Genomic DNA, 23,221 nt, shown 5'->3' on the forward strand with positions numbered 1-23,221 from the left:
TCAAATCAGTTTCCAGCCGAGCGTTTCGCCGGCGTGAAAAGGGACGACATCGCCGATCTTGTCGGGCACCAGTGTCGCGCTACGTTCCAATGTGACGCGGCTTTCGTTGAGCGGCAGGCCATAGAAGCGCGGGCCATGCTCGCTAGCAAAGCCTTCGAAACGGTCGAGCGCGCCGTCCTGATCAAAGGCGGTGACATAGCTTTCGAGAGCAAAAGGCGCATTGAAAATGCCTGCGCAGCCGCACGCATTTTCCTTGGCTTGGGCAGTGTGGGGGGCGCTGTCGGTGCCGAGGAAAAATTTGGGCGAACCCGATGTAGCCGCTTTGCGAACCGCGATTCGATGCGCCTCGCGCTTGGCGACGGGCAGGCAATAGGCGTGCGGGCGGATGCCGCCGACGAGCATCGCGTTACGGTTGATGTGGAGATGCTGCGGCGTGATCGTTGCGGCGACCGTATTGGGTGCGCCGTGCACAAAATCGACAGCCTGCTTTGTGGTGATATGTTCAAAGACGATCTTGAGGTTGGGCATTTGATGCACCAGCGGCGCGAGGATGCGGTCGATAAACACCGCCTCGCGGTCGAAAATGTCGACATCGGCGTCGGTGACTTCGCCGTGGATGAGCAGCGGCATCCCGATTTCCTGCATCTTTTCGAGCACGGGCCTGATTTTTGCGATGTCTGTGACGCCCTGCGCGCTGCCGGTGGTTGCGTTGGCGGGATAGAGTTTGCAGGCGGTGAACACGCCTTCGGCATGGCCGCGCGCGATTTCGAGCGGATCGCTGTGATCGGTGAGATAGGCAACGATCAGCGGGGTAAAGTCCAGATCGGTCGGGACGGCGGCGGTAATCCGGTCGCGATAGGCGATGCCTTCGGTCACAGTGGCGACCGGCGGCGTCAAGTTGGGCATGATGATCGCACGGGCAAATTGTCGCGCCGTAAACTGCGCCACGGCCTCCATCATCGCTCCGTCGCGCAAATGGACGTGCCAGTCGTCAGGGCGGCGGATGGTCAGGCGGTCGGTCATCAGGGGCCTTCGAACAAATGGGTGCTGGGATATGCGCGACCGTCCTAAGGGTCAGTGCCCCCATAATCCAGCTTCGAGGTTTGAGGCAATTTTGTTCGGTGCAAGCCGACAAGGTGCAGGAGCATAGCGACAGGTCAAATTTTGCCAGCGCGGCAAGGACAGGATCGGCCAGATTTACGGGCGCAATTTTGACACCTCGACGGCGGATGGACTGGGCGCTGGCCCTAGTCAGGCGACGTTGCGCTGTCCGACCGCCGCATGGGACCATTGCTGGTCAGGCCACAGGCCGCGCGTGTCATAGACAATCTTGCCACTGCGTTCTTCCAACGGCACCGATTTGAACACATCATGATCGACAAGGACGATCAGTACGTCGCAATCGGCAAGGGCGTCATCGAGTTCGACCAGTTCGGCGCCGCTGCCTGCAAAATCCATCGTCAGGCCGCGCGCATAGGGTTCGACAATCTGGATGCGTTTGCCGAATTGACGTGCCAGTGCGGCGGCGACTTCGACCGCCGGGCTTTCGCGAAAATCGTCGATATTGGGTTTGAAGGCTAGGCCGAGACAGCCGATCTTGGCATCGGGGTGCGTTGCGACAAGCGCCGCAGTGGCAGCGATGACATGCTGGGTCTTGGCCAGATTGACCTCGCGCGCGGTGCGGATCAGGCGGCTGTTCTTGGGGTCACCATGGACGAGGAACCAGGGGTCAACCGCAATGCAATGGCCGCCGACGCCCGGTCCTGGCTGCAAGATATTGACGCGCGGGTGGCGATTGGCGAGGCGGATGACGTCCCATACATCGACCCCCATATTGTCGGCCATCATCGATAATTCATTGGCAAAGGCGATGTTGACGTCGCGATAGCTGTTTTCGACCAGCTTTACCATTTCGGCGGCGCGCGCGGTCGTGGTGACACAGGCCCCGCGAACAAACTGACGATAGAAAGTCATCGCGCGGCGCGCGCAGCGCGGCGTAATCCCGCCGATGCAGCGGTCATTATCGACGAGCTCGACAAGAATGCGACCGGGCAGCACCCGTTCGGGGCAATAAGCGACGAAAATGTCGGGAGTGCCGGTGCAACGCCCCGGAACTTTAAGATCGGGACGCTCTTCGGCGAGCAGGGCGGCGACCTTTTCAGTCGTGCCGACCGGCGAGGTCAATTCAAGAATGACCAGATTGCCCGGCTCCAGCATCTTGGCGATGGCTTTGGCGGCGCTCAACACATGGCCGATATCGGGGCGATGCTCCGCGTCATGCGGCGTGGGAACGGCGATGACAAAGGTGTCGGCGACGGACATTTCGGTGGATGCGCGTAGCGCGCCGCGGGAAACGACGCCTTGAACCAGACCGTCGAGATCCACTTCCTCGATATGAACTTTGCCGCTGTTGACCGTTTCGACAACGGCTTCACTGACGTCGATGCCGGTGACTTTACAGCCCGAACGCGCGATCAGCGCGGCGGTTGGCAGGCCTATATAGCCCAGCCCGACGACGGTAACTTTCTGTTCGATATCAACCGGCACGCGCCACAATCTCCGCTATCTGGGTGCCTGCTGTGCCGTCGCCAAAAGGATTATGGGCGCGCGCCATGCTGGCGTAAGCCTCTTCATCGTCCAAAAGGGTGTATATTTCGGAAACAATGTGGTTTTTATCGGTGCCGACGAGGCGTGCTGTGCCCGCCTCTATTCCTTCGGGGCGCTCGGTTGTTTCGCGCATCACCAGCACCGGCTTGCCAAAGCTGGGCGCTTCTTCCTGCACCCCGCCGCTGTCGGTGAGGACGAGGTCGGAGATGGCCAGCAGCCTGACAAAATGCGGATAATCGAGCGGATCGATCAGAGCGACATTGTGAAGCGCGCCAAGAATTGGCTCCATCGCGCTGCGGACATGCGGATTGGGATGAACGGGAAAGACCACCGCGACGTCGGGACGGGCGGCGATAGCGGCGATGGCGTTGGCGATCGCATCCATCCCGTCGCCGAAATTCTCGCGCCGGTGCGAGGTGACGGCGATCAGCCTTTTTCCTTGAAAACGCGCGACGAGCGGGTCGAGTCCGGCCGCGAGCGCGGGTTCCTCTTCGATACGCGCTTTGGTCGCCAGCAGTGCATCAATGACCGTGTTGCCGGTAATATGTATACGTTCTGCAGGCACATTTTCGGCGCGCAAAGCGGCGGCTGCGGTTTCGGTTGGGGCAAAGTGCATGTCTGCGACTGCGCCCGTCACCTTGCGGTTCACCTCTTCGGGCCAAGGGTGATAAATATCGCCGCTTCGAAGGCCTGCTTCGACATGACCGACAGGGATCTTGCGGAAATAGGCGGCAAGCGTCGCAGCCATTGTCGTTAGCGTATCACCATGAACGAGGATGCGATCGGGCTTTTCGGCGTCGAAACTTTCGCCCAGTCCCGTCACCAGTCGCGCGAGCAAGGCGTCGAGGCTCTGGTTCGCCTGCATGACGTCAAGATCAATGTCGGGCGTGATACGGGCGATGGCGAGCACCTGATCGAGCATCTCGCGATGCTGCGCGGTGACGCACACACGAACGTCTAGTCCGGGTTGGCGCTGTAAGGCGTGCACCACCGGAAACATCTTGATCGCCTCTGGCCGCGTGCCAAAGACCGTCATCACCTTCATCGACATGACTCCCGGGTCATTTGATCAATATCTGGCTTGGCTGGTCAGCCAAGTGGCATGTCTATGCCCTGAAATCCTTGCGACGGCATTAAATTGGCCTAAATTCTGAATCGTTGAAACTTTACCTTGGCCTGCGTGTTGGGCATTCTGGAATGACGATTTGATAAGGTTGTCAGCAATTGTATCTGGGCCTAGAGCGTTGGCCTGATAACCGCCCAGGCCTAGCGACAGCAATGCGCCAGATGGCCGTAAGATTGAGTGATGCATTGGGTATGTTCTGGAAGCGTAAGGAGCGATCACGACCGACTGCACGGCGTGGATATTCTATACCAGAGGGCCAGCGCGTATACGCCATTGGCGACATCCATGGCCGCGACGACCTGTTCTCGAAAATGATCGATCTGCTCCATGCGGACGATCTGTCGCATCCGGTCGCCAATACGACATTGATCTTGTTGGGCGACCTTGTTGATCGCGGTCCGCAATCTTCGGAGGTGGTCGAGCGAGCTATTGGCCTGCAGAAATTCTTTCCCGATACAAGGCTACTGATCGGCAATCACGAAGAATGTTTTTTGGCAGCGCTGACCGGTGATATCGGGCGTTTGAAATATTTCATCCGAATTGGTGGTGAAGCCACAATTCGAAGTTATTGGACGGACGCTAGCCCACTATCCGACGCAAGCTTTGAAGATGTTGCGCAAAAGCTGCCACTAATGGTCCCCTCCGAACATGTCGAGTTTCTGGGGTCGGGCGACGATCTCATTGAAATTGGCGACTATGCTTTCGTCCATGCCGGTGTCAGACCGGGCGTGCCCCTTGAGAAGCAGTCGTTGAATGATTTGCGCTGGATCCGGGATGATTTTCTTGATGATATGAGCGATCACGGCAAAATGATCGTTCACGGCCACAGCATTACTGGCACACCCGATGAGCAGTCAAACCGGATCGGCATAGATATTGGCGCGTTCCGCAGCGGTGCGCTTGCCGCTATTGCCCTTGAAGGCGATCAGCGCCGCTATATTTATGCGCGCGACGCCACGGCTTGAAAATCGGCCAGAGGCTTGTATTGAAATTATCCTGCGGGGGCATGGCTGCTGCCTGCCTTCCAACTGGTGCGACTCGTCATTTCATTCCTTGCCTCGCCCGTGTTGACCGTCTAAGCGCCCACCCAAATGGAGCCTTCCGGCTCTTTATAGTTACGATTCATGGTAAGAATTGAATGCAAAAAGAGTTGAAATATACCAAGCTTAAAAAGCATAGAATTAATGTTGAAGTAGCTGGCTGGATTCCAGTGCTGTTCTTGGTATTTGTCTTTCTTGTCGGTGGCGGATCGAGGAGTGACATCAATTCGCTGCCTTTGTTGCGCGGCGCTTCGGTTCTGTTCGCCTGTTGGGCAATCAGCGGAATGAGTCGGGAGGATTGGCGCCGCATTCGTGTGCCCTTCGCACTGCTGATGGCTCTGACGCTGTGGATTGGTGCGCAATTGGTACCATTGCCACCATCGATTTGGCATGATTTGCCTGGTCGCGAGATAGTCGTCGCTATTGACCGTGTGCTCGGTCAAGCCGATCTCTGGCGTCCCATCTCTCTGACGCCATCGGAAACTTGGAATAGCTTGTTGGCTATGACGGTACCCATCGCCGCCGTGTTGATGGGAGCACGGCTGATGGCTGATGATTATCGGCGGATGATGTTTACCATTGTAGCTATCGCTTGCTTCAGCGCCTTTCTGGGCTTCGTGCAAATTTTGTCCGGAAGTGGAAATGCGGCCTATCTATATCGCATCACGAATCCAGATTCGATTGTCGGTCTTTTTGCCAATCGCAATCATCATGCCATATTTCTTGCTTGCACTACGATGGTTGCGGCGATGCTATTACGCGACGAACTTATGCTCAAACGACAGAATAGGCTGGTCCAGAGTGCCCTGATTTTTGCGGCCCTTCTGCTGACCACCACAACGACGCTGATTGGGTCGCGAGCCGGATTTGCGGCGGGGGTGGCAGTGTTTGGGCTTGGATATGTCATGGTCATTGCGACATGGAGCGACAAAAGGGGCAAGCGTAATAGCCGAACGCCAGTCGCGTTGAATTCACGCATCAGCAAAATTTTCCTCTACTCTCCCCCTGTTTTGCTTGTGCTTTTTTTGGGTACAGCGCTTTGGTTGTCGAACCGGGTAACCGGGTTGAGTCGACTGGCGGGGCAGACTGTCGCCGACGACCTGAGAGTACAGGCCTGGCCCACTGTACAAGCGATGATAGAGAATTATTGGGGGGTGGGCAGCGGCTTTGGATCCTTCCCCAATGTCTACAAGATGTTTGAACTGGATGCGCTGCTACAGCCAGCCTATTTTAATCATGCCCACAATGATTGGGCAGAAATTGTGATTACAGGCGGACTACCTTTTGCAGTCATTCTGCTGGTAGCTTTACTATGGCTTGGCCGCAATCTCGCCTTGCAGGGCGTGCGCAACCTGATCAAAGGACATAGGGGCGATTACCGCCTGCCGGTAATCGCAGTGATTGCGGTGCTTTCTGCTGCTAGCTTGGTTGATTATCCCCTCCGTGTTCCGTCATTGCAGGTCCTAGCCATCCTGCTATTGACTTTGCTTTGCTGTCCAAAACCCATGCGTGCTCTCCGGGATTTAACCTTGCGGGTGCATTCCTAACCTCTATAGACTCCCTATCGTCGGAGCTTTTGGATCCCACATTTATTCTATGATTAAACTTCATTTTTTGACCGCCCTTTGCGTTGTTCTCTTGGCCGGATGTGCCAAGGATGCACCGCCGGTAGCGAGCGCCCCTAACAGCCCGATTACGGCACTCACTGAGTTGCCTCGACCAGAGGGAAGCGACGTGGCGCGTTCGGCACGGACATCTTTCATTGGCCCCTTCACCGAGTTGCGCGTTGAGGTATTCGACGTCGATGAAATGCAGCGTGACATCATGACAGACGGAGAGGGTAATTTTGCCTTTCCGTTGATCGGGACTATCGCCGCTGCCGGTAAGACGCCCGGTATGATAGCCAGTGAAATTCGATCCAAACTGATGGGCCGCTATGTTCGCGACCCAAGGGTAACCGTTAATTTCAAGTCGCCAACCAGCGAGCTTGCTATGCAATCCATGTCGATTACGGTTGATGGCCAAGTCAACAAAGCGGGGGCATATCCGGCTGCGGGCCGCATGACCCTGATGCGCGCGGTGGCACTTGCTGGCGGACTTTCCGAATTTGCCAAACTGGAAGATGTTGTGGTGTTTCGCGACGTTGGGGACAAGCGGTATGTCGGCATCTATAATTTGGAGGCTATCCGTCGGGGCAATTATGCCGACCCTGAGGTTTTTCCGAATGACGTTGTAATTGTTGGTGATTTACCACAGCGTAGGCAGTTCCAAAATATGCTAAAGGCCTTCCCAGCATTTCTGTCTCCGCTGGTCCTTTTAGCCACAAGAATATAGACCGAGGACGGCTCGCATAATGAATGATTTGGTGAATAGCCGCGGCTCCATGTCGCCAGGCGACTCCCTCGATCCGCGATATGAGGACTGGGAAGAGAGATCCGGCCTGCCCGTGATCGAACATTTGATGATGGCGGTTGTGAATCACCGCAATTTGGTGATTGGCATAATCCTAGCGTTCCTCACGCTGGGATTGCTCGCAACTTTGTTGGCCACACCGCAATATACGTCGAGTGCGCGGATCGAGATTTTGCCTGATTCCCCAGTGGCTACTTCGGTTGAAGGGTCACGGGATAACGCCCAGATCAATGAGATATCCTTTTACAACACACAATATTCGTTGCTCCAGTCACGGTCGCTTGCCGAACGTGTGGTGCGTGCTGGTAATCTGACCGCAGACAAAAGCTTCACTGCGGCGTTCAAGCTGGACAATCCCGAATCAGGCATGACAAGTGGTGAACGCCGGAATCTTGCGAATAAGGCCTCGGATATTTTGCTGGAGAAACTGGCTGTCTCTCCCGTGCGCACATCCAGCCTTGTCGATATTAACTTCTCGACACCGTCGCCTTATTTGTCGGCAAAACTGGCTGACCTATGGGTTACACAATTTGTTCGGGCCACGATTGATCGTCGTTTTGCCGCGACATCTGACGCTCGAAAATATCTGGAAACCCGCCTCGAGAATCTGCGGCAAAATCTGGAAGTATCTGAACGAGCCCTGATCAACTATGCTATGAATAAAGGCATTGTCACCGTCTCATCGGAAACCGATGTAAATGGCAAGACCAGGACCCAGACCCTTGTTGGCTCCGATATTGCCGAGGTCAGCAAAGCTCTCGCGGACGCGAGGCAGGCGCGCATCGCCGCGGAAGCCGAACTTGCCAACACGCAGACTGGCAGTGCTCAGAATAATGCGATTGCAACTGGAAACCTGCGGCAGAAACGGGCAGAGGCCGCAGCCGAGTTGGCGCGTCTGCGATCCTTGTTCGAGGAAGATTATCCGGCTGTCATATCGTTACGCGCCCAGGTTGAGAACTTCGACCGCAGCATAGCGGTGGAAAAGGCCCGATCATCACAAAGCAATCGCGAGGCCTATAACGCCTCGGTCAAGCTCGAGCGTGATTTGCGAACTGAGCTCGATCAGTTGACTCGTAAGTATAGTAAGCAACAGCGTGATTCCGTCCAGATGGCGATCCTCCAGCGCGAGGTGGATTCCAACCGCCAACTTTATGATGGTCTTTTGCAACGCTATAAAGAGATCGGCGTCGCGGGTGTCGGCACGAACAACATCTCCGTTGTCGATCGCGCCAAGCCGACAGAGAAGCCATCCAGCCCGGTACTTATTACTAATCTGGTTCTATCGCTTCTTGCAGGTGTCCTGTTTTCGGGCGGCATAGTCTTTCTGATTGAAAAGCTGGACAGTTCGGTTCGCGATCCCCAGGATGTTGCTTCTCGCTTCGGGCTCCCGCTCCTCGGCGCGATTCCAGAGTTGGTGGGTCAGGAAGTGGCTGACGCGATACTCGATAAAAAATCGGCGATCTATGAAGCCTATCTGTCACTGATGACCAATCTGGCCTTTTTGACGGAACATGGCGCACCGCGATCCATCATGCTGACGTCGTCACGACCGCAGGAAGGGAAGAGCAATTCTTCGTTGAGCCTTGCCACCGTGTTGGCCGCGACGGGTAAGTCAGTCATTCTGGTTGATGCCGATGTCCGCAATCCTTCGTTGAACCGCTATCTCGACATTGAAAATAGCATTGGTCTTAGTCACTTCCTGTCTGGTGACGACGACATCGAGGCTATGATCCACCCCCTGTCAAAATTTGGATTCTCGATTGTTACGGCAGGACAGATGCCCCCGAACGCGGCGGAGCTTTTGGGTAGTGACCGGCTTGCCACGCTGATCGAGATGCTGCTCGCACGCTATGATCATGTCCTGATCGATTCGCCACCTCTACTGGGTCTTGCCGACGCACCACTGATTGCGCGGCGCGTAGAGGGCGTCCTGTTTACCATTGAGGCCAATGCCACGAAAAACCGTGTTATTGCTACTGCCCTAGGCCGACTTCGCATGTCGGGCGCCAAATTATTCGGTGCACTGGTAACGAAGGTTGGGGCGAAGAACCAAGTATATGGCTATGGCTATGGCTATGGCTATGGTTATGAATATGGGGCCAAACAGAAAAAGATTGACGGTTAATCGTCGATTTTAAGAGTAGGAATCGAAAGTGAGCATCGTTCGCACGGCGGGATGGTTGGCGGCAGTCGCGCTAGCGTTATGCGTTGGTTTGGCCAGCTTCAATATTGCCAATCAGGTGAAGGCGCCCGCCCGAGCTTACGCCACCGGCTTTTTTCCATTTGGCACCACTCGGGGCAATGTCGCTATTGGGTTCTTCAAGTCGCAATCGTTAAAAGATCCCGATGCGGATGTTACGACTGTCGAACGCGAACTGGCACGGTTGGCATATAGAGCAGAGCCGCTTTCGTCGAATGCGCTCGCCCTTCTGGTCAAAGCAATGACCGGTCGTGCTGATCGTCCAAAACGGCAAGTGTTGCTCGATCTCGCCGGAAAACTCACACGTCGTAATTCATTCCTCAGTTCAGAGCATATTCGGTCGGCTGGCGCGAGAGACGACCAAGCGACGTTTTTTCTGTGGATGTCACGATCCGTTCTGACGAACTATGATTTGCGCAACACCTATGTTGGCGCAATGGCTACAGTCACGGCACGCGACGGAGCGGTGGAGGCGCTAGCACCTGTAGTCGGACGATCGCCCAAATGGGCTGACTATTATTGGCAACAAGTGGCGCAGAGTGCGCCAAGTCTGGTGAATGCGGCAAAACTGCGCGTGGCGATTTTCCGCGCGCCCTGGCGGCAAACAGAAATCACAAAGAATGACAAGAGCCTCGTGCTGGCCTTGTCGAATTCGGGGCAATTTTCTGCCGCATACCAACTTGTCAGGGTGCTTGCTAAACCAGCGATATCGCAGGATCAACGATCAAATCTTTTGGCCAACGGCCAATTCTCTCGGCAACCGCTATTGCCACCGTTTGATTGGCGTTTGTCTGCTTCAGGAACATTGGGTGCTTCGATTGACGAGAAAGACAAAAGTCTCCTTGTGTCGGCCATAGACGGCGCTAGGGGGATCGCCGCGAGCCAGATCGTACAGCTTTCGCCCGGCCGCTATGATTTTGGCTGGACCCTTGCTGCCAATGCTCCAATCGACCCATCTGCGCTGACAGCAAAGATTTATTGTGCCGAAGCGGGGGTGAAATCACAGCGACCGTTTCCTGTGCCGCTTGTCGCGGGAAAGAAAAAAGCAGTTGTGACTATCGATGACAGTGCATGTCGTTGGTATTGGGTTAATATATATGTAGCCCTTGCCGACAATGATCCTGGAATTGATGCCACTTTGCGCGACGTTTCGCTGACTCCTGCGGCTCGTAACGGGACTAATCCCTCGTTATAATTTGTGCATTTTTTGAGTGATTGCGCGACGACACGAACTGAGGATGTAGCTTTGCAACGAAAAATTTTTGTAACAGGGACCGCCGGCTTTATCGGCTTTCATCTTGCGAAATTGCTGTTGGCCGAAGGCTTTACGGTGATGGGTTATGATGGAATGACCGATTATTATGACGTGCAGTTAAAGCAGCGGCGTCATCAAGAATTGCTCAAGAACGCGGCCTTTTCTGCGGTCGAGGGTATGTTGGAAGATCAGGCACTGCTCGACAAGACAATCGATGCGTTCGCCCCTGACATCATCGTTCATCTCGCTGCGCAGGCCGGTGTGCGCTATAGTCTCGAAAATCCACGGGCCTATCTCGACAGCAATGTCATCGGCACCTTCAATGTCATGGAGGCGGCGCGGCGTCTTGCCGTGCAGCATCTGCTGATGGCATCAACCTCCTCTGTTTATGGCGCGAATGAAGATATGCCCTTCATTGAAACCGAAAAGGCCGACACGCAGCTCACCATCTATGCCGCGACAAAAAAGACTAATGAATCGATGGCGCACGCTTATGCGCATTTGTGGAATCTTCCGACCACGATGTTTCGATTTTTCACCGTTTATGGACCTTGGGGGCGACCGGATCTTGCGCTGTATAAATTCGTCGATGCCATGCTCGAGGGACAACCAATCGACATATACAACCACGGTGACATGTATCGCGACTTTACCTATGTCGATGATCTTGTGCGTGCCATCCGCCTGTTGATTGATGCCGTGCCGGTACGCCCTGCATCGAAGGATGAAATTATCGACGGGGACTCACTTAGCCCCGTCGCGCCGTTCCGGATCGTCAACATCGGCAATAATGACAAAGTTCGTCTGCTCGATTTCATCGACGCGATTGAGGAGAGTCTGGGTATAAAGGCGATCCGCAACTATATGCCCATGCAGTTGGGCGATGTTCCCGCGACATGGGCCGACGCCTCGCTGCTCGAGCGACTGACGGGATACCGGCCGGCAACAGATTTCCGCGATGGGATCGCCACTTTTGTTCGGTGGTTCCGGGAGTATGCTGGGAAATGAGCCAGAGTCGGATCCACCCTATGTTGCTGGATGATCTCAAGATCGGCATTATCGGGCTTGGCTATGTTGGTCTGCCTCTCGCGGTTGAATTTGGTTATATTCGCTCAGTCGTCGGCTTTGACATCAATCACGAGCGTATCGAAGCGTTGCGACGGGGCGAAGACAGGACGCGGGAAACCGACGCAGAAGAATTAGCGGCTGCGACAAATCTCAACTTCACATCCGATCCCGCCGACCTTGCCGATTGTAATCTTTATATCGTCACAGTGCCGACGCCCATTGATGCCCATCGGCGACCGGACCTCACGCCGCTAATCAAAGCGTCAGAGACGGTTGGCAAGCTTTTGAAATCCGGCGACATCATTGTCTATGAATCAACCGTCTATCCCGGCGCGACCGAGGAAGATTGTGTTCCCGTTCTCGAATACATGTCGGGGCTGACCTATAATCGTGATTTCTTTTGTGGCTACAGTCCCGAACGGATCAATCCTGGCGACAAGGAGCACCGTCTGCCCTCCATTCGCAAAGTGACATCGGGATCGACGCCGGAGGTGGCCAGTCTGATTGATGGGCTGTATGCGTCAATCATCACGGCGGGCACCTATAAGGCGGAATCCATCCGCGTCGCCGAAGCCGCCAAAGTCATCGAGAATACGCAGCGCGATCTCAACATCGCCTTGATTAATGAACTGGCGATCATCTTCAATCGCATGGAGATCGATACAGAGGCGGTGTTGAAAGCGGCTGGGACCAAGTGGAATTTCCTGCCCTTCCGTCCCGGCCTGGTGGGGGGGCACTGCATCGGCGTCGACCCCTATTATCTGACGCACAAGGCAGAAGCGATTGGCTATCGGCCAGAGATTATCCTCGCAGGACGTCGCCTGAACGATGGGATGGGAGCCTATGTTGCCGAACGGTTGGTGAAGGCCATGCTGAAGCGTCGCATTCAGGTCAACGGTGCGCGCGTTCTGATGATGGGTTTGACGTTCAAGGAAAACTGCCCGGACTTGCGCAATACGCGGGTGGTCGATGTCATTTCCGAGCTGGAAACATATGGGGTCGATGTCGATGTCTATGACCCTTGGGCTGATGCAGCCGAAGCCAAGCAGGAATATGGACTGGTACTTGTCAAAACTCTGCCGCCAGCCGCCTATGACGGAGTGATGGTTGCGGTGGCGCATGATGAATTTCGGAAGGATGGTCGCGCGCTGATTGCGGGATGTGTGAAGCCCGATCATGTTGTTTATGATCTGAAGAATATATTGCCGCGCGAAACGGGTGCGTTGCGTTTGTAACCGGAAGAATGATTTGTGAGATTTATATTCTGGCCCGCGCTGCCCCGAACTGAGAAAAAGCGACAAGCGATTTTTTCGCAGCGCAGTTTCTCTGGATTTCAGCTGGAAGGTTTTGGACGATGAGCGCAAAAGAAATCAAGCGCGTATTGATCACCGGGGGCACGGGCTCCTTTGGGAAAACGATGGTCAACGAACTGCTTGCCGGTGGCATTGAGGAAGTCCGTATTCTCAGCCGCGACGAAGAAAAGCAGGACATGCTGCGAAACCTGTTGGGCGATGTTCGCGCACGCTTTTTCGTCGGAGATGTTCGCGATCGGGAAAGTGTAGAACGCGCGGTCAAGGGTGTGGATGCCGTTTTCCATGCCGCCGCATTAAAACAGGTGCCGAGTTGCGAATTCTTCCCGATGGAAGCGGTGCGAACGAACATCGTCGGGTCCGAAAACGTCATTCGCGCTTCGATCGAGCATGGTGTCGGCAGTCTCGTATGCCTGTCGACAGACAAGGCGGTTCAGCCGATCAACGCGATGGGCATGAGTAAGGCCATGATGGAGAAGATGGCGCAAGCGGCATCACGCGAGATTGGCGCCGATGCCAAGACGGTTATCAGCTGCGTCCGTTATGGCAATGTCATGTGTTCGCGCGGTTCGGTGATCCCGTTGTTCATCCGGCAAATCAAGAATGACCAGCCGATCACGGTGACAGAACCGAACATGACACGCTTTCTGATGCCACTTCGCGACAGTGTTGCGTTGGTGCGTTTCGCCTTTGATCACGCTCGTCAAGGCGATCTGTTCATCAAAAAGGCCGCCGCTTCGACAATCGCTGACCTTGCGGCGGCACTTGTCGAACTTTTCGGTGCGCCCGACCATCCGGTGAAGGCAATCGGTTGGCGTCACGCGGAAAAACTATACGAAACGCTGGCGAGTGCCCAGGAATTGGGAACCGCCGAAGACATGGGCGATTATTGGCGGCTTAGGCTCGATAGTCGCGACCTCAACTATGCGGCCTATTTCAGCGAAGGTGAAACGACCACTGTGATGAAGGACGACTACCATTCGCACAATACCCAGCGGCTTGATGTCGCAGGTGTCAAGTCGCTGTTGGTGAGTCTTCCCGAGGTTCGGGCAGAGCTTGAAAACTTGGCGAAGCGTTGAGAGATTTGGCCCATTTCATTCCTGAATCGGGCATGGTCGAAGGAGGCAGTTTTTTGGTTAACCCCGTTCGGATTTTGGTGTTGGGCGCAAATGGAATGCTTGGTATGGCAATGCTGCGCGCTTTTGCGGACTCACCAGACTATGTAGCGCTCGGTGCGGTGCGAGCCGTGAATCCGCAGTTGGCTGCTATGGTTCCCGGCGCGGAAATCATTGCCGGACTGGATGCTGAAAGCGCCGACAGCCTCGCGGCGATTTTTGCCGCTATGCACCCTGAAGTCGTGATCAATTGTGTCGGGCTAATCAAGCAGCTGTCGGGCGGCAATGCCGTTCCCACGGCGATTCCCATCAACAGTTTACTGCCGCACCGTCTGCTTCAGCTCGCCGAGATCGCTGGCGCGCGGCTGGTGCATATTAGTACCGATTGTGTTTTTTCTGGAGAGAAGGGCGATTATCTGGAATCGGATCAACCCGACGCGACAGATATCTATGGTCTCAGTAAATATCTGGGCGAGGTCGGGGGAGCTCATGCGATCACACTGCGCACGTCGATTATCGGCCATGAACTAGCGTCGTCAAATGGGCTTGTAGAGTGGTTTCTTTCCAAGAAAGATGGCATTCGCGGCTTTACCAAGGCGATCTTTTCGGGCCTGCCGACTGTCGAGCTGGCACGTGTCGTTCGCGATCATGTGCTACCCGACCCAACGCTCATGGGACTCTATCATGTCGCGGCCGAACCGATCGCCAAATATGACTTGCTGCGCCTCGTTGGTGCCGCCTATGGCCACGACATCCCGATTGAGCCTGATGCGTCGCTGATCATCGACCGGTCCCTGAATTCTGAACGCTTTCGCAACGCAACCGGCTATATGCCGCCGTCATGGCCCGAACTTGTCGAGGTCATGAAGCGCAGCAAGATGGAAAGACGATAATATGATCAAGGTCATGACGATTGTCGGAACCCGTCCTGAAATCATAAAAATGTGCCGCGTTATTGCTGAATTTGAACAGCATGTGGACCATGTTCTTGTCCACACCGGCCAGAATTATGATTATGAACTGAATGAGGTGTTCTTCGAGAATCTGGGTGTTCGCAAACCCGATCATTTCCTTAATGCAGCCGGAGCCAATGCTGCGAAGACGATTGCCGAGGTTATTTCGAAAGTCGACGATGTGCTCGACCTCGAAAAGCCGGACGCGGTTATGCTCTATGGCGATACCAACAGCTGCCTTGCGGTCATTCCTGCCAAGCGCCGCCAGATTCCTGTTTTTCACATGGAAGCGGGCAACCGCTGTTTTGACCAGCGCGTACCCGAAGAGCTGAACCGCAAGGTGCTTGATCACCTCAGCGACATCAACTTTGTACTGACCGAACATGCACGCCGCTATCTGATGGCCGAAGGCATCCGGCCTGAAACGATCATCAAGTCGGGTAGTCATATGCGCGAAGTGCTCGATTATTATGCCAAGGACATCGATGCGTCGGACATTTTGGAACGCGAAGGGCTGGAAGCTGGAAAATTTTTCATCGCCAGCGTCCATCGCGAGGAAAATGTCGATGATCCGCGCAATCTGGAACAACTGATGCAGGGGCTTTCCGCAGCGGCGCAAGAATTTGACATGCCGGTGATTGTGTCGACCCATCCGCGCACACAAAAGCGTATCGCGGAACTGCCGGACGCGCCAATGGACGAGCGGGTACGCTATCAGGCGCCGATGGGCTTTTTCGATTATGTAAAGCTCCAGAAATCGGCCTTTTGCGTCTTGTCGGACAGCGGCACGATTTCCGAGGAGGGCAGTTTGCTCAACCTGCCGGCGATTACGTTGCGCAACGCGCACGAACGGCCCGAGGGCATGGACGTCGGCACGCTGATCATGACTGGCCTGCGCCGTGATGACATATTGGATGCGATCCGCGTCGTCACTTCGCAGCATGATGCCAAAGAGCGGCAGTTTGAAATCGTCGGCGATTATGATGTGCCCAATGTGTCGCGAAAGATATTGCGCGTGGTGATGAGCTACACCGGTTATGTGAATCGCACCGTCTGGAAAAAACAGGGCTGAATTGGAAAGCATCCGGTGCAAACCATTGTCTATATCGGCGGGTTCGAACTGCCTGACAAGAATGCCGCCGCGCAGCGGGTGCTGAATAACGCGCGGGTGCTGCGCGCGCTTGGTTATCGTGTCGTGCTGATCGGAATCAGCCACGCGAGAGTTTATGACCGGACGATCCATGCCGCGGATACCGGGGGCGCGGATGTCGAGGCGTGGGAGGTCGGTTATCCGCAAAGCCGTGGGCAGTGGTTCGACATGATCCGCTCCGATTGGCCACTTCGCCAACTGTTGGAACGCGGTGTGGTGCATACCGAAGAGGTCGCGGCGGTCATCTGTTATAACCACCCTGCGCTGGCACAGCGCAAAATTGCCGCGCTGGCGCGTCAGTGGGGTGCTGCGGCGTTGGCCGACTGCACCGAATGGTATGCTGCACGACCATGGAGCAGCCCCGCCAATATCGTGAAGAATTTCGACGTTCCGTTGCGGATGCGCTGGGTTAACCGGCGAATGGACGGCATCATCACAACCTCGCCCTTTATGACCGACTTTTACCGGTCGACGGGCTTGCCGATCGTCGAGATTCCGACGCTGATGGACAGCCCTGCGGAAGCAGGGCCGCATGATGAGGCGCTTCGGTCGCCGATGCCGTTGTTTGCAATCGCATCGGGCTTTGCTGACGGCGCGAGGGCGGAGGCAATCCACGACCGGATCGACTGGATCATCGAGTTACTCGATACCGTCGCCCAGCGCGGAAAACATTTTGTGCTGCGCGTCGTGGGGGTCGAGCGTGAGCGCTTTCTGGCACTGTTTCCGCGTCATCGCGTCCTGCTTGAGCGTCTGGGGAATAGTGTCGTATTCCTGGGGCGCCGGCCCAGAAACGAAGTACTGCACCTGCTTCAGGCCTCGGCCTTTGCTTTCGTCCTGCGACATGAATCCAGGGTGACGCTAGCGGGTTTTCCGACCAAATATTCCGAAGCGGTGACCTATGGCACCCCCTGTATCATCAATGCGTTGCCCAGCGTGCGCGCCTACCATGTCGAGGGGCAAACCGGATTCTCCATCAATCCCGACGACCGGGATGACGCGGCGAAGCGCCTATGCGATATCCTTACGATAGATAAGGAAGCGATCATGGCGATGAAGCAATTTTGCAGCAACTATGGAGCCTTTACCGTTCAGGCCTTTGAAGCGCCGGTGACCGCATTCCTATCGGAAGTTTTGGGAAGGGAAAATCGATGTCCTTCTATCGGCTGAAGAGAGCCTTATCCTGGCCATTTAACTATCTATATGCGCGCCTGAGGCCTGTCGGTTATGCGAAGATGATCGGCGTCAACCTGAAGGGGCAAGTTAGAATTTATGGCAGCAGCTATGATATGTTTAGCTCCGAACCTTTTCTTGTCACGTTGCACGACAATGTATTCATTAGCGTCGGGGCAAAATTCATATGCCATGATGGCGGTGTCCTTCCGTTTCGGCAGAAATTTCCCACTCTTGATCTCGCAGCGCCTATCGTCGTTAAAGCCAACTGCTTCATTGGCGCCGGTGCTTTGGTGATGCGTGGTGTGACCATCGGCGAAAACTGCATTGTTGCAGCCAATGCCGTGGTTGCGAAGGATGTGCCAGCTGGCTCTATCGTCGGAGGCAATCCTGCTCGTGTGATTAAATCGACCGAGGAATATTTGCACAAAGCCCATAAGACTTCTCTTGGGATCGGCCACCTTGAAGGGGATGATAAACTTGCTGCTTATCGGCGCATATTCAGCGAGGCATTGAAGTGAAATTTCCCCGAACCAAGCTTCGGCCGGCGCCGCAATTTGCTGCCTTTGCCCCGCTCAAATTTTTTATTGCCTATCTGGCCGTGACGCTATCAATAGCAGTCTGGGGGCCAATTGATTATTATGCGTTTCCAATCGGCAAGACGCTGTTCTTTATGGGTGCGGTGATGATAGCAATCACCTTCGGCTATATTTACGGCAACCAGATTGGTGTGCGCCCTGCACAACGACATCGGTTGGGTAACGATGCGTTTGTCCGGATATTATTCGATATTTCGCTGATTATCTCACTGATCGCCTTGGCCGTATCGATTGGGTCTGCCCTGACTTCAGGACAGCTGAATACCGACCTGTCGGGCATCGGCGATGCCTATATGACCGGCTATGAAGGTTATGAGCGGAACTCAGGAAGTTATTCTCTTATTTTCATACTATATTCTTTTTCATTGCCTTTCAACTTTATCGCTATGGTGTTGGGATTATATTATTTCTTTTCTATGAACCGAACGCGCAGAACGCTTCTGACCGCCTTCATCATAGCGAGTTTACTTTTTTACGTTGTTGGTTCGGGCAAGCAAAAGCAGATCGGTGACGTATTGGTTTACTTGATCGCCGTTGCTGCCTTGAAATATGGCGTCTGGCGGCGCCCCATAAAGATCAAATGGGTCTTAGTTAGCGCGGCTTCGGCCATAATGGCCATTATGCTGTTCGTTGCTGTGCTAGGTCAACGCTATTCGGTGATAGGTGTTGACGTTGGAAATGTGAATCAGCGCATCAACGATCGAGTTTTTTTTGACACTAGCCACCCGATTTTCAAACTCTTCGGGCTCGACTATGGTCTGACATTGTCCATGTTTTTGAGTTATCTGTCGCAGGGCTATTATGGCCTCGGACTCGCGCTCGAAACACCTTGGCATTGGACTCATTTTCTGGGCTTCTCTTATTCTGTCTCGGTCTTGGCGAACCGCTTGTTCGGATTGGATTGGGAGTGGCCGAACGCATTGGTCAGCCAAGTCGCCGCTACGACCGGTTGGGACGAATCCAAATGGCATACGGTCTTTACGCATTTCGCGACCGACTTTACCTTTCCCGGAACGGTTCTGATCTTCGGCTATTTTGCTTACGTCTATTCCCGCGCTTGGACGTCCGCCGTCAGGTACGAAAATCCGTTTGCCATTTTGACTTTTGCACTGCTCACCATGGGTGCATTTTTTATGCCAGCCAACAATCAACTACTTCATTCCCCGGGGGCCTTGTTTACGACGATCGTCGTGACAGGCTTGTATCTGTGGTTTGGGCGGCGTTTTAATCGCGTTTCGACGCCGTGGACGATCGAAAACAGGCGGCGACCGCGCACGCCGTCTAAACTATGATCGTAGCAGCACTCATCCTGCTGACCATCGCTGGCAAGATTGCGGCACTGGCAAAGGATATTGTATTCGCGTCTTTGTTCGGTGCCAGCCCGGTAACTGATGCATATTTTATTTCAAACCAACTCCCTGGCGTGCTCTGGCTCGCGATTTATGCGACTATCGGGGCGGTATTTGCACCCATGTATGTGCGACAGATGGCGGACCAGTCTGCTGCACAGAAATTCGCCAATGAATCGATTCGCTACTACGCCTATGTTGCCATCATCATGTCGGGCATTTGTTGGGTCCTTGCTGGTGTTCTGGTCTCTGTCGTTGCACCGTCAATCAACGATTACACACATAATCTTGCGGTCAAACTTACGCGGATCATGCTTCTCGGCTTTGTTTTGACCGGGTATGTCGGTGTCCAAAGTTCAATTCAGCAAGCCAACCGGCACTTCCTTCCTCCGCTCGCTGTTCCGGTGATCAACAATCTGATCGCCATTGTGGCAATCTATGTTGCTTATCTGATGCAAGATGTGACAATCGCGGTGATCGGCGCCGTTGGTGCCTATGCGGTGCAAGGCGTTATCCAGCGCCGCCAGACGCGTCGCCTTTATGACACCCAATGGGGGTGGAAGATTCAGCCGGAGACATTGCGGCGGCTTTCGCTGTTGTCCGCTCCGATGATCTTTGCGGTGATCCTCGATCAACTCAACATCTTTATCGGGACTGCGATCGCGTCTGATTTCGGCCCCGGTGCGATATCGCATCTGAACTATGCCAGTCGCCTGACGCTATTCATATCCGGCGTGTTTTCGTGGCTTGTATCCTATCTTTTCTTTCCGTCGCTGGCGACCAATGCCGCCCGCGATGACGACATGGCGAACGCCGATGTTCTGACCCGCGCTCTGGGGCTGATCCTGGTGTCGACCGCACCAGCGGCGGCGGGCGCTTTGGCGCTGCGTACCGATGTCGTCGCCTTGATTTACCAGCGCGGTGCCTTCCGGCCAGAGGATGTGCAGACGACGGCGACCCTGTTCGGCATTTTGGGCGTAGGGATTATGTTTGTTGCGATGCGCGAACTGCTCAACCGTGTGTATTTTTCTTATCAAAAGACGATGGCACCGCTGCTGATCGGCATCGTCGCGGCGGCAGCAAATCTTGCGAGCAGCCTTGCCTTGTCGCGGGCTTATGGCATTTGGGGGATTGCCGCTGGGGCATCGATTTCGGCACTGGTCTTTTGCATCGGTCAGTTTGGTATTTTGGCGCTGTGGAAACCCGCCTTGCTCACCGGGCGTCTTGCGGCCTATTTTGTCTCTGCCGTTACCGCGGGGGCAACCGCCTATTTTTCCGTTTTGATGGCTTATGACGCCTTTGCCGGCTGGCCGTTGCTGGCGCGCTTTGCCTTGGCTGGCCTGATCGTCGTTGGTGTTTATGTCCCGCTCTTGTTCGCCCTGCTGTCAGCATTCGGCATCAAGCCGTCGATGGTACACGCGCAATTGCGGGGGCTGCCGCAAGGCGACCCACAGGTGGTTCTGTAATGGCGCCTCCGTCGAACTCGCGGCATCCGGTGTGCTTTCTGTTGATTGGCGCGCTCCCGCAGTCACTCGTTAATTTTCGCGGACCCTTGCTGAGCGCGCTGCGCGATGCCGGGGGCGATGTTCACGTCGCAGCCGCTGCCCTCGAAGAGGATCCGGCGATATCGCGTGCGTTATGCGATATGGGGGTAAAGGCCCATTCGGTGCCGATTGCCCGCGCGGGACTGAACCCCATTGCCGACCTGAAAGCCTTTGTCGCGCTGGTCCGGTTGATGCGACAGATAAAACCGACGATAGTTCTGGGTTATACCATCAAGCCCGTCGTCTGGGGCACGCTGGCCGCGTGGATTGCAGGGGTGCCGCAGCGCTATGCGATGATCACCGGGCTGGGTTATGCCTTCACAGGCGATGCCAAGGGTATGCGCGGCCATGTCCAGCGTATTGCGCGGATGCTTTATCGTGTCGCCCTGTCGCGCACCACTCGCGTCTTTTTTCAGAACCCCGACGATCTGGCGCTGTTCCACGCGCTCGACCTGATCGGGGTGGACAAGCCGGTGACGATCGTCAACGGGTCGGGCGTCGACCTGTTGCACTATCCGCCGCAACCGCTGCCCAAGGGGCCGCTGCGCTTTTTGATGATCGCGCGGTTGCTGGGTGACAAGGGCGTGCGCGAATATGCCGCCGCCGCAACGAAGGTGAGGGTGCAGCATCCTGAGGCCAGCTTTCATCTGGTCGGCGGGCTCGATCCCAATCCCGATGCGGTTGACGAGGCAGAGGTGGCGCAATGGGTCAACGAAGGTGATCTCGTCTGGCACGGGCCGCAAGCCGACGTACGACCGTTTCTGGTCGATGCCCATGTTTTTGTGCTTCCCAGCTATCGCGAGGGAACGCCGCGAGCCGTTCTCGAAGCGATGGCAACGGGCCGACCGATCATTACGACCGATGCGCCCGGTTGCAGGGAAACGGTTACGGACGGCGATAATGGTTTTCTCGTTCCGCCGCGTTCAATCGACGCTCTGGCGCATTCCATGCTGCGGTTTGTTGAGGCACCCGCCATAATCGCTCCTATGGCGACGCGCTCACTCGCCATTGTCCGGGAAAAATATAGCGCCGAAAAGGTAACGGCTTCGATGATGGAGGCGATGGGTATAGCGAACGGTGACCAAAGGTGAAAAGGCTGCTCGACATCATTGTCTCGGCTCTCGTTCTGACGCTTTTGTCACCGGTCATACTCGCCACCGCTATCGTCATTCGTCTGCGCATGGGCGCGCCGATATTATTTGCCCAGCACCGCCCGGGGCGGGGTGAGAGAGCATTTTTGATGTATAAATTTAGGACAATGTTGAACGCTCTGGATAGCGAAGGGCGCCCGCTGCCCGACAGCGAGCGGCTTACATATTTGGGCCGCATTCTGCGCTCGACCAGCATTGATGAACTGCCGGGGCTGTGGAATGTTTTGAAGGGCGACATGAGCATGGTCGGGCCACGCCCGCTGTTGATGAGTTATTTACCCCTTTACAGTCCTGAACAGGCGCGTCGTCACGAAGTGCGACCGGGCATCACGGGGTGGGCGCAGGTGAACGGACGCAATGCCCTGTCCTGGGAGGAGAAGTTCGCCCTAGATGTCTGGTATGTAGACCACCAGTCGCTTTGGCTTGATTGTAAAATCCTGTTTTTGACCGTGCGCAAAGTTCTCGTCCGGGATGGGATTAGCGCGGAAGGTGAAGCAACGATGCCAGCGTTCAAAGGTAGGGAATTATGACGAATTTGATCGGAATATACGGAGCGAGCGGTTTCGGTCGTGAAGTGATGCCAATTGTCCGTAATGACCTTGAACTTAAAAAGGCAAAGATCGTTTTCATAGATGATGGCGTTCCTGACGAATCTCGACAGGCTGAGCAGTTCTCATGGGAAGCATTTCTGGCGCATTCAGCTGAATCGAAGGCAGTTGCCATTGCAATCGCCGATTCTCGCGTGCGAGAGATGCTCTATGAACGCTGTCTGGCCGAGGGGATACCCATGTATGATGTTGCCGCTAGCAATGTCGTGATCGGTGATAATGTCTACATAGCTGAAGGCGCAATATTGCAGACATTCGTTGCGCTCACTGCTGACATCTCAATCGGGCGCTGCTTTCATGCGAATATTTATAGCTATGTCGCGCATGACTGGGTGATAGGCGATTTCGTAACATTCGCGCCGAGGGTGAGGTGCAATAGCAATGTGCACATTCAAGATCACGCTTATGTTGGCACTGGTGCAATCCTTCGTCAGGGGACGCCAGACAAACCGCTCGTTATAGGCGTTCGAGCCGTTATCGACATGGGCGCAGTGGTGACAAAAGACTTTCCTCCCGGAGTTGCCGTCGTCGGCAACCCCGCCCGACCAATCGAAATAAAGTGAC

General features: G+C 55.1%; 20 protein-coding genes. 17 read left to right on the forward strand and 3 right to left on the reverse strand.

Annotation, left to right across the window (positions count from 1 at the left end; all coding sequences use genetic code 11):
* From pyrC to wecB (ACR3XE_RS07530), 3 genes are all read right to left on the reverse strand, one after another.
* A complete protein-coding gene (gene pyrC / locus ACR3XE_RS07520) occupies nucleotides 1-1,023 on the reverse strand; it encodes a dihydroorotase (RefSeq protein WP_486185615.1) in 1,023 nt (340 codons plus the stop codon).
* Between the two features lie 228 nt (nucleotides 1,024-1,251).
* The gene (gene wecC / locus ACR3XE_RS07525; protein ID WP_486185616.1) at nucleotides 1,252-2,547 is read right to left on the reverse strand and encodes a UDP-N-acetyl-D-mannosamine dehydrogenase; all 1,296 of its coding nucleotides are present in this window, start codon (nucleotides 2,545-2,547) and stop codon (nucleotides 1,252-1,254) included.
* Entirely contained in the window at nucleotides 2,537-3,652 is a 1,116-nt protein-coding gene (gene wecB / locus ACR3XE_RS07530; protein ID WP_473700338.1) for a non-hydrolyzing UDP-N-acetylglucosamine 2-epimerase, read from the reverse strand. Before wecB (ACR3XE_RS07530) ends, wecC begins: the two co-directional genes overlap by 11 nt.
* Nucleotides 3,653-3,906: 254 nt before the next feature.
* Here wecB (ACR3XE_RS07530) and ACR3XE_RS07535 point away from each other — a divergent pair, with 254 nt between their 5' ends.
* The 17 genes from ACR3XE_RS07535 (at nucleotide 3,907) to ACR3XE_RS07615 (ending at nucleotide 23,220) form a co-directional block, all read left to right on the forward strand.
* Nucleotides 3,907-4,698: a metallophosphoesterase gene (locus ACR3XE_RS07535; protein WP_473698248.1), complete on the forward strand. Its 792-nt coding sequence runs from the start codon at nucleotides 3,907-3,909 to the stop codon at nucleotides 4,696-4,698.
* 173 nt (nucleotides 4,699-4,871) lie between these two features.
* On the forward strand, nucleotides 4,872-6,320 hold the full coding sequence (locus ACR3XE_RS07540; RefSeq protein ID WP_486185617.1) for an O-antigen ligase family protein: 1,449 nt from the start codon (nucleotides 4,872-4,874) through the stop codon (nucleotides 6,318-6,320).
* Between the two features lie 187 nt (nucleotides 6,321-6,507).
* A complete protein-coding gene (locus tag ACR3XE_RS07545; RefSeq protein ID WP_486185618.1) occupies nucleotides 6,508-7,107 on the forward strand; it encodes a polysaccharide biosynthesis/export family protein in 600 nt (199 codons plus the stop codon).
* 19 nt (nucleotides 7,108-7,126) lie between these two features.
* Nucleotides 7,127-9,310 (forward strand): GumC family protein, encoded by a 2,184-nt coding sequence (locus tag ACR3XE_RS07550; RefSeq protein ID WP_473698244.1) that lies wholly within the window; start codon nucleotides 7,127-7,129, stop codon nucleotides 9,308-9,310.
* 28 nt (nucleotides 9,311-9,338) lie between these two features.
* Nucleotides 9,339-10,580 carry a hypothetical protein gene (locus tag ACR3XE_RS07555; protein ID WP_473698243.1) on the forward strand — a complete coding sequence of 414 codons (1,242 nt, stop codon included), beginning with the start codon at nucleotides 9,339-9,341 and terminating at the stop codon, nucleotides 10,578-10,580.
* A 51-nt stretch (nucleotides 10,581-10,631) separates the two neighbouring features.
* The gene (locus ACR3XE_RS07560) at nucleotides 10,632-11,648 is read left to right on the forward strand and encodes an NAD-dependent epimerase/dehydratase family protein (protein ID WP_473698242.1); all 1,017 of its coding nucleotides are present in this window, start codon (nucleotides 10,632-10,634) and stop codon (nucleotides 11,646-11,648) included.
* A complete protein-coding gene (gene tviB, locus ACR3XE_RS07565) occupies nucleotides 11,645-12,943 on the forward strand; it encodes a Vi polysaccharide biosynthesis UDP-N-acetylglucosamine C-6 dehydrogenase TviB (protein ID WP_486185619.1) in 1,299 nt (432 codons plus the stop codon). The genes ACR3XE_RS07560 and tviB overlap by 4 nt, the downstream gene beginning before the upstream one ends.
* A 119-nt stretch (nucleotides 12,944-13,062) precedes the next feature.
* Nucleotides 13,063-14,097, forward strand: a complete 1,035-nt coding sequence (locus ACR3XE_RS07570) for an SDR family NAD(P)-dependent oxidoreductase (protein ID WP_473698240.1) — start codon at nucleotides 13,063-13,065, stop codon at nucleotides 14,095-14,097.
* A 32-nt stretch (nucleotides 14,098-14,129) separates the two neighbouring features.
* Nucleotides 14,130-15,026, forward strand: coding sequence for a dTDP-4-dehydrorhamnose reductase family protein (locus ACR3XE_RS07575; RefSeq protein ID WP_486186018.1), 897 nt, complete (start codon nucleotides 14,130-14,132; stop codon nucleotides 15,024-15,026).
* A gap of 1 nt (nucleotide 15,027) precedes the next feature.
* On the forward strand, nucleotides 15,028-16,158 hold the full coding sequence (gene wecB, locus ACR3XE_RS07580) for a non-hydrolyzing UDP-N-acetylglucosamine 2-epimerase (RefSeq protein ID WP_473698238.1): 1,131 nt from the start codon (nucleotides 15,028-15,030) through the stop codon (nucleotides 16,156-16,158).
* Nucleotides 16,159-16,173: 15 nt separating this feature from the next.
* Nucleotides 16,174-17,403, forward strand: a complete 1,230-nt coding sequence (locus ACR3XE_RS07585) for a glycosyltransferase (RefSeq protein ID WP_473698237.1) — start codon at nucleotides 16,174-16,176, stop codon at nucleotides 17,401-17,403.
* Nucleotides 17,385-17,927, forward strand: coding sequence for an acyltransferase (locus ACR3XE_RS07590; RefSeq protein WP_473698236.1), 543 nt, complete (start codon nucleotides 17,385-17,387; stop codon nucleotides 17,925-17,927). The genes ACR3XE_RS07585 and ACR3XE_RS07590 overlap by 19 nt, the downstream gene beginning before the upstream one ends.
* Complete coding sequence (locus ACR3XE_RS07595; protein ID WP_486185620.1) at nucleotides 17,924-19,297, forward strand: hypothetical protein; 1,374 nt, start codon at nucleotides 17,924-17,926, stop codon at nucleotides 19,295-19,297. Before ACR3XE_RS07590 ends, ACR3XE_RS07595 begins: the two co-directional genes overlap by 4 nt.
* On the forward strand, nucleotides 19,294-20,820 hold the full coding sequence (murJ, locus tag ACR3XE_RS07600; protein ID WP_473698233.1) for a murein biosynthesis integral membrane protein MurJ: 1,527 nt from the start codon (nucleotides 19,294-19,296) through the stop codon (nucleotides 20,818-20,820). The genes ACR3XE_RS07595 and murJ overlap by 4 nt, the downstream gene beginning before the upstream one ends.
* Complete coding sequence (locus tag ACR3XE_RS07605; RefSeq protein WP_473698232.1) at nucleotides 20,820-21,989, forward strand: glycosyltransferase family 4 protein; 1,170 nt, start codon at nucleotides 20,820-20,822, stop codon at nucleotides 21,987-21,989. The genes murJ and ACR3XE_RS07605 overlap by 1 nt, the downstream gene beginning before the upstream one ends.
* Nucleotides 21,986-22,579, forward strand: a complete 594-nt coding sequence (locus tag ACR3XE_RS07610) for a sugar transferase (RefSeq protein ID WP_473698231.1) — start codon at nucleotides 21,986-21,988, stop codon at nucleotides 22,577-22,579. The genes ACR3XE_RS07605 and ACR3XE_RS07610 overlap by 4 nt, the downstream gene beginning before the upstream one ends.
* Nucleotides 22,576-23,220: an acetyltransferase gene (locus ACR3XE_RS07615; protein ID WP_473698230.1), complete on the forward strand. Its 645-nt coding sequence runs from the start codon at nucleotides 22,576-22,578 to the stop codon at nucleotides 23,218-23,220. Before ACR3XE_RS07610 ends, ACR3XE_RS07615 begins: the two co-directional genes overlap by 4 nt.
* The last annotated feature ends 1 nt before the right edge of the window (nucleotide 23,221 follow it).

This window comes from Sphingopyxis sp. 10G20-10, from assembly GCF_057365075.1.

Excerpts from the sequence above, each read along its gene's own strand:
- wecB (WP_473698238.1), top strand. The coding sequence starts at position 15,028 with ATGATCAAGGTCATGACGATTGTCGGAACCCGTCCTGAAATCATAAAA.
- ACR3XE_RS07540 (WP_486185617.1), top strand. The coding sequence starts at position 4,872 with ATGCAAAAAGAGTTGAAATATACCAAGCTTAAAAAGCATAGAATTAAT.
- ACR3XE_RS07575 (WP_486186018.1), top strand. The coding sequence starts at position 14,130 with ATGGTCGAAGGAGGCAGTTTTTTGGTTAACCCCGTTCGGATTTTGGTG.
- murJ (WP_473698233.1), top strand. The coding sequence starts at position 19,294 with ATGATCGTAGCAGCACTCATCCTGCTGACCATCGCTGGCAAGATTGCG.
- tviB (WP_486185619.1), top strand. The coding sequence starts at position 11,645 with ATGAGCCAGAGTCGGATCCACCCTATGTTGCTGGATGATCTCAAGATC.
- pyrC (WP_486185615.1), bottom strand. The coding sequence starts at position 1,023 with ATGACCGACCGCCTGACCATCCGCCGCCCTGACGACTGGCACGTCCAT.
- ACR3XE_RS07605 (WP_473698232.1), top strand. The coding sequence starts at position 20,820 with ATGGCGCCTCCGTCGAACTCGCGGCATCCGGTGTGCTTTCTGTTGATT.
- wecB (WP_473700338.1), bottom strand. The coding sequence starts at position 3,652 with ATGAAGGTGATGACGGTCTTTGGCACGCGGCCAGAGGCGATCAAGATG.
- ACR3XE_RS07615 (WP_473698230.1), top strand. The coding sequence starts at position 22,576 with ATGACGAATTTGATCGGAATATACGGAGCGAGCGGTTTCGGTCGTGAA.
- ACR3XE_RS07570 (WP_473698240.1), top strand. The coding sequence starts at position 13,063 with ATGAGCGCAAAAGAAATCAAGCGCGTATTGATCACCGGGGGCACGGGC.
- ACR3XE_RS07550 (WP_473698244.1), top strand. The coding sequence starts at position 7,127 with ATGAATGATTTGGTGAATAGCCGCGGCTCCATGTCGCCAGGCGACTCC.
- ACR3XE_RS07590 (WP_473698236.1), top strand. The coding sequence starts at position 17,385 with ATGTCCTTCTATCGGCTGAAGAGAGCCTTATCCTGGCCATTTAACTAT.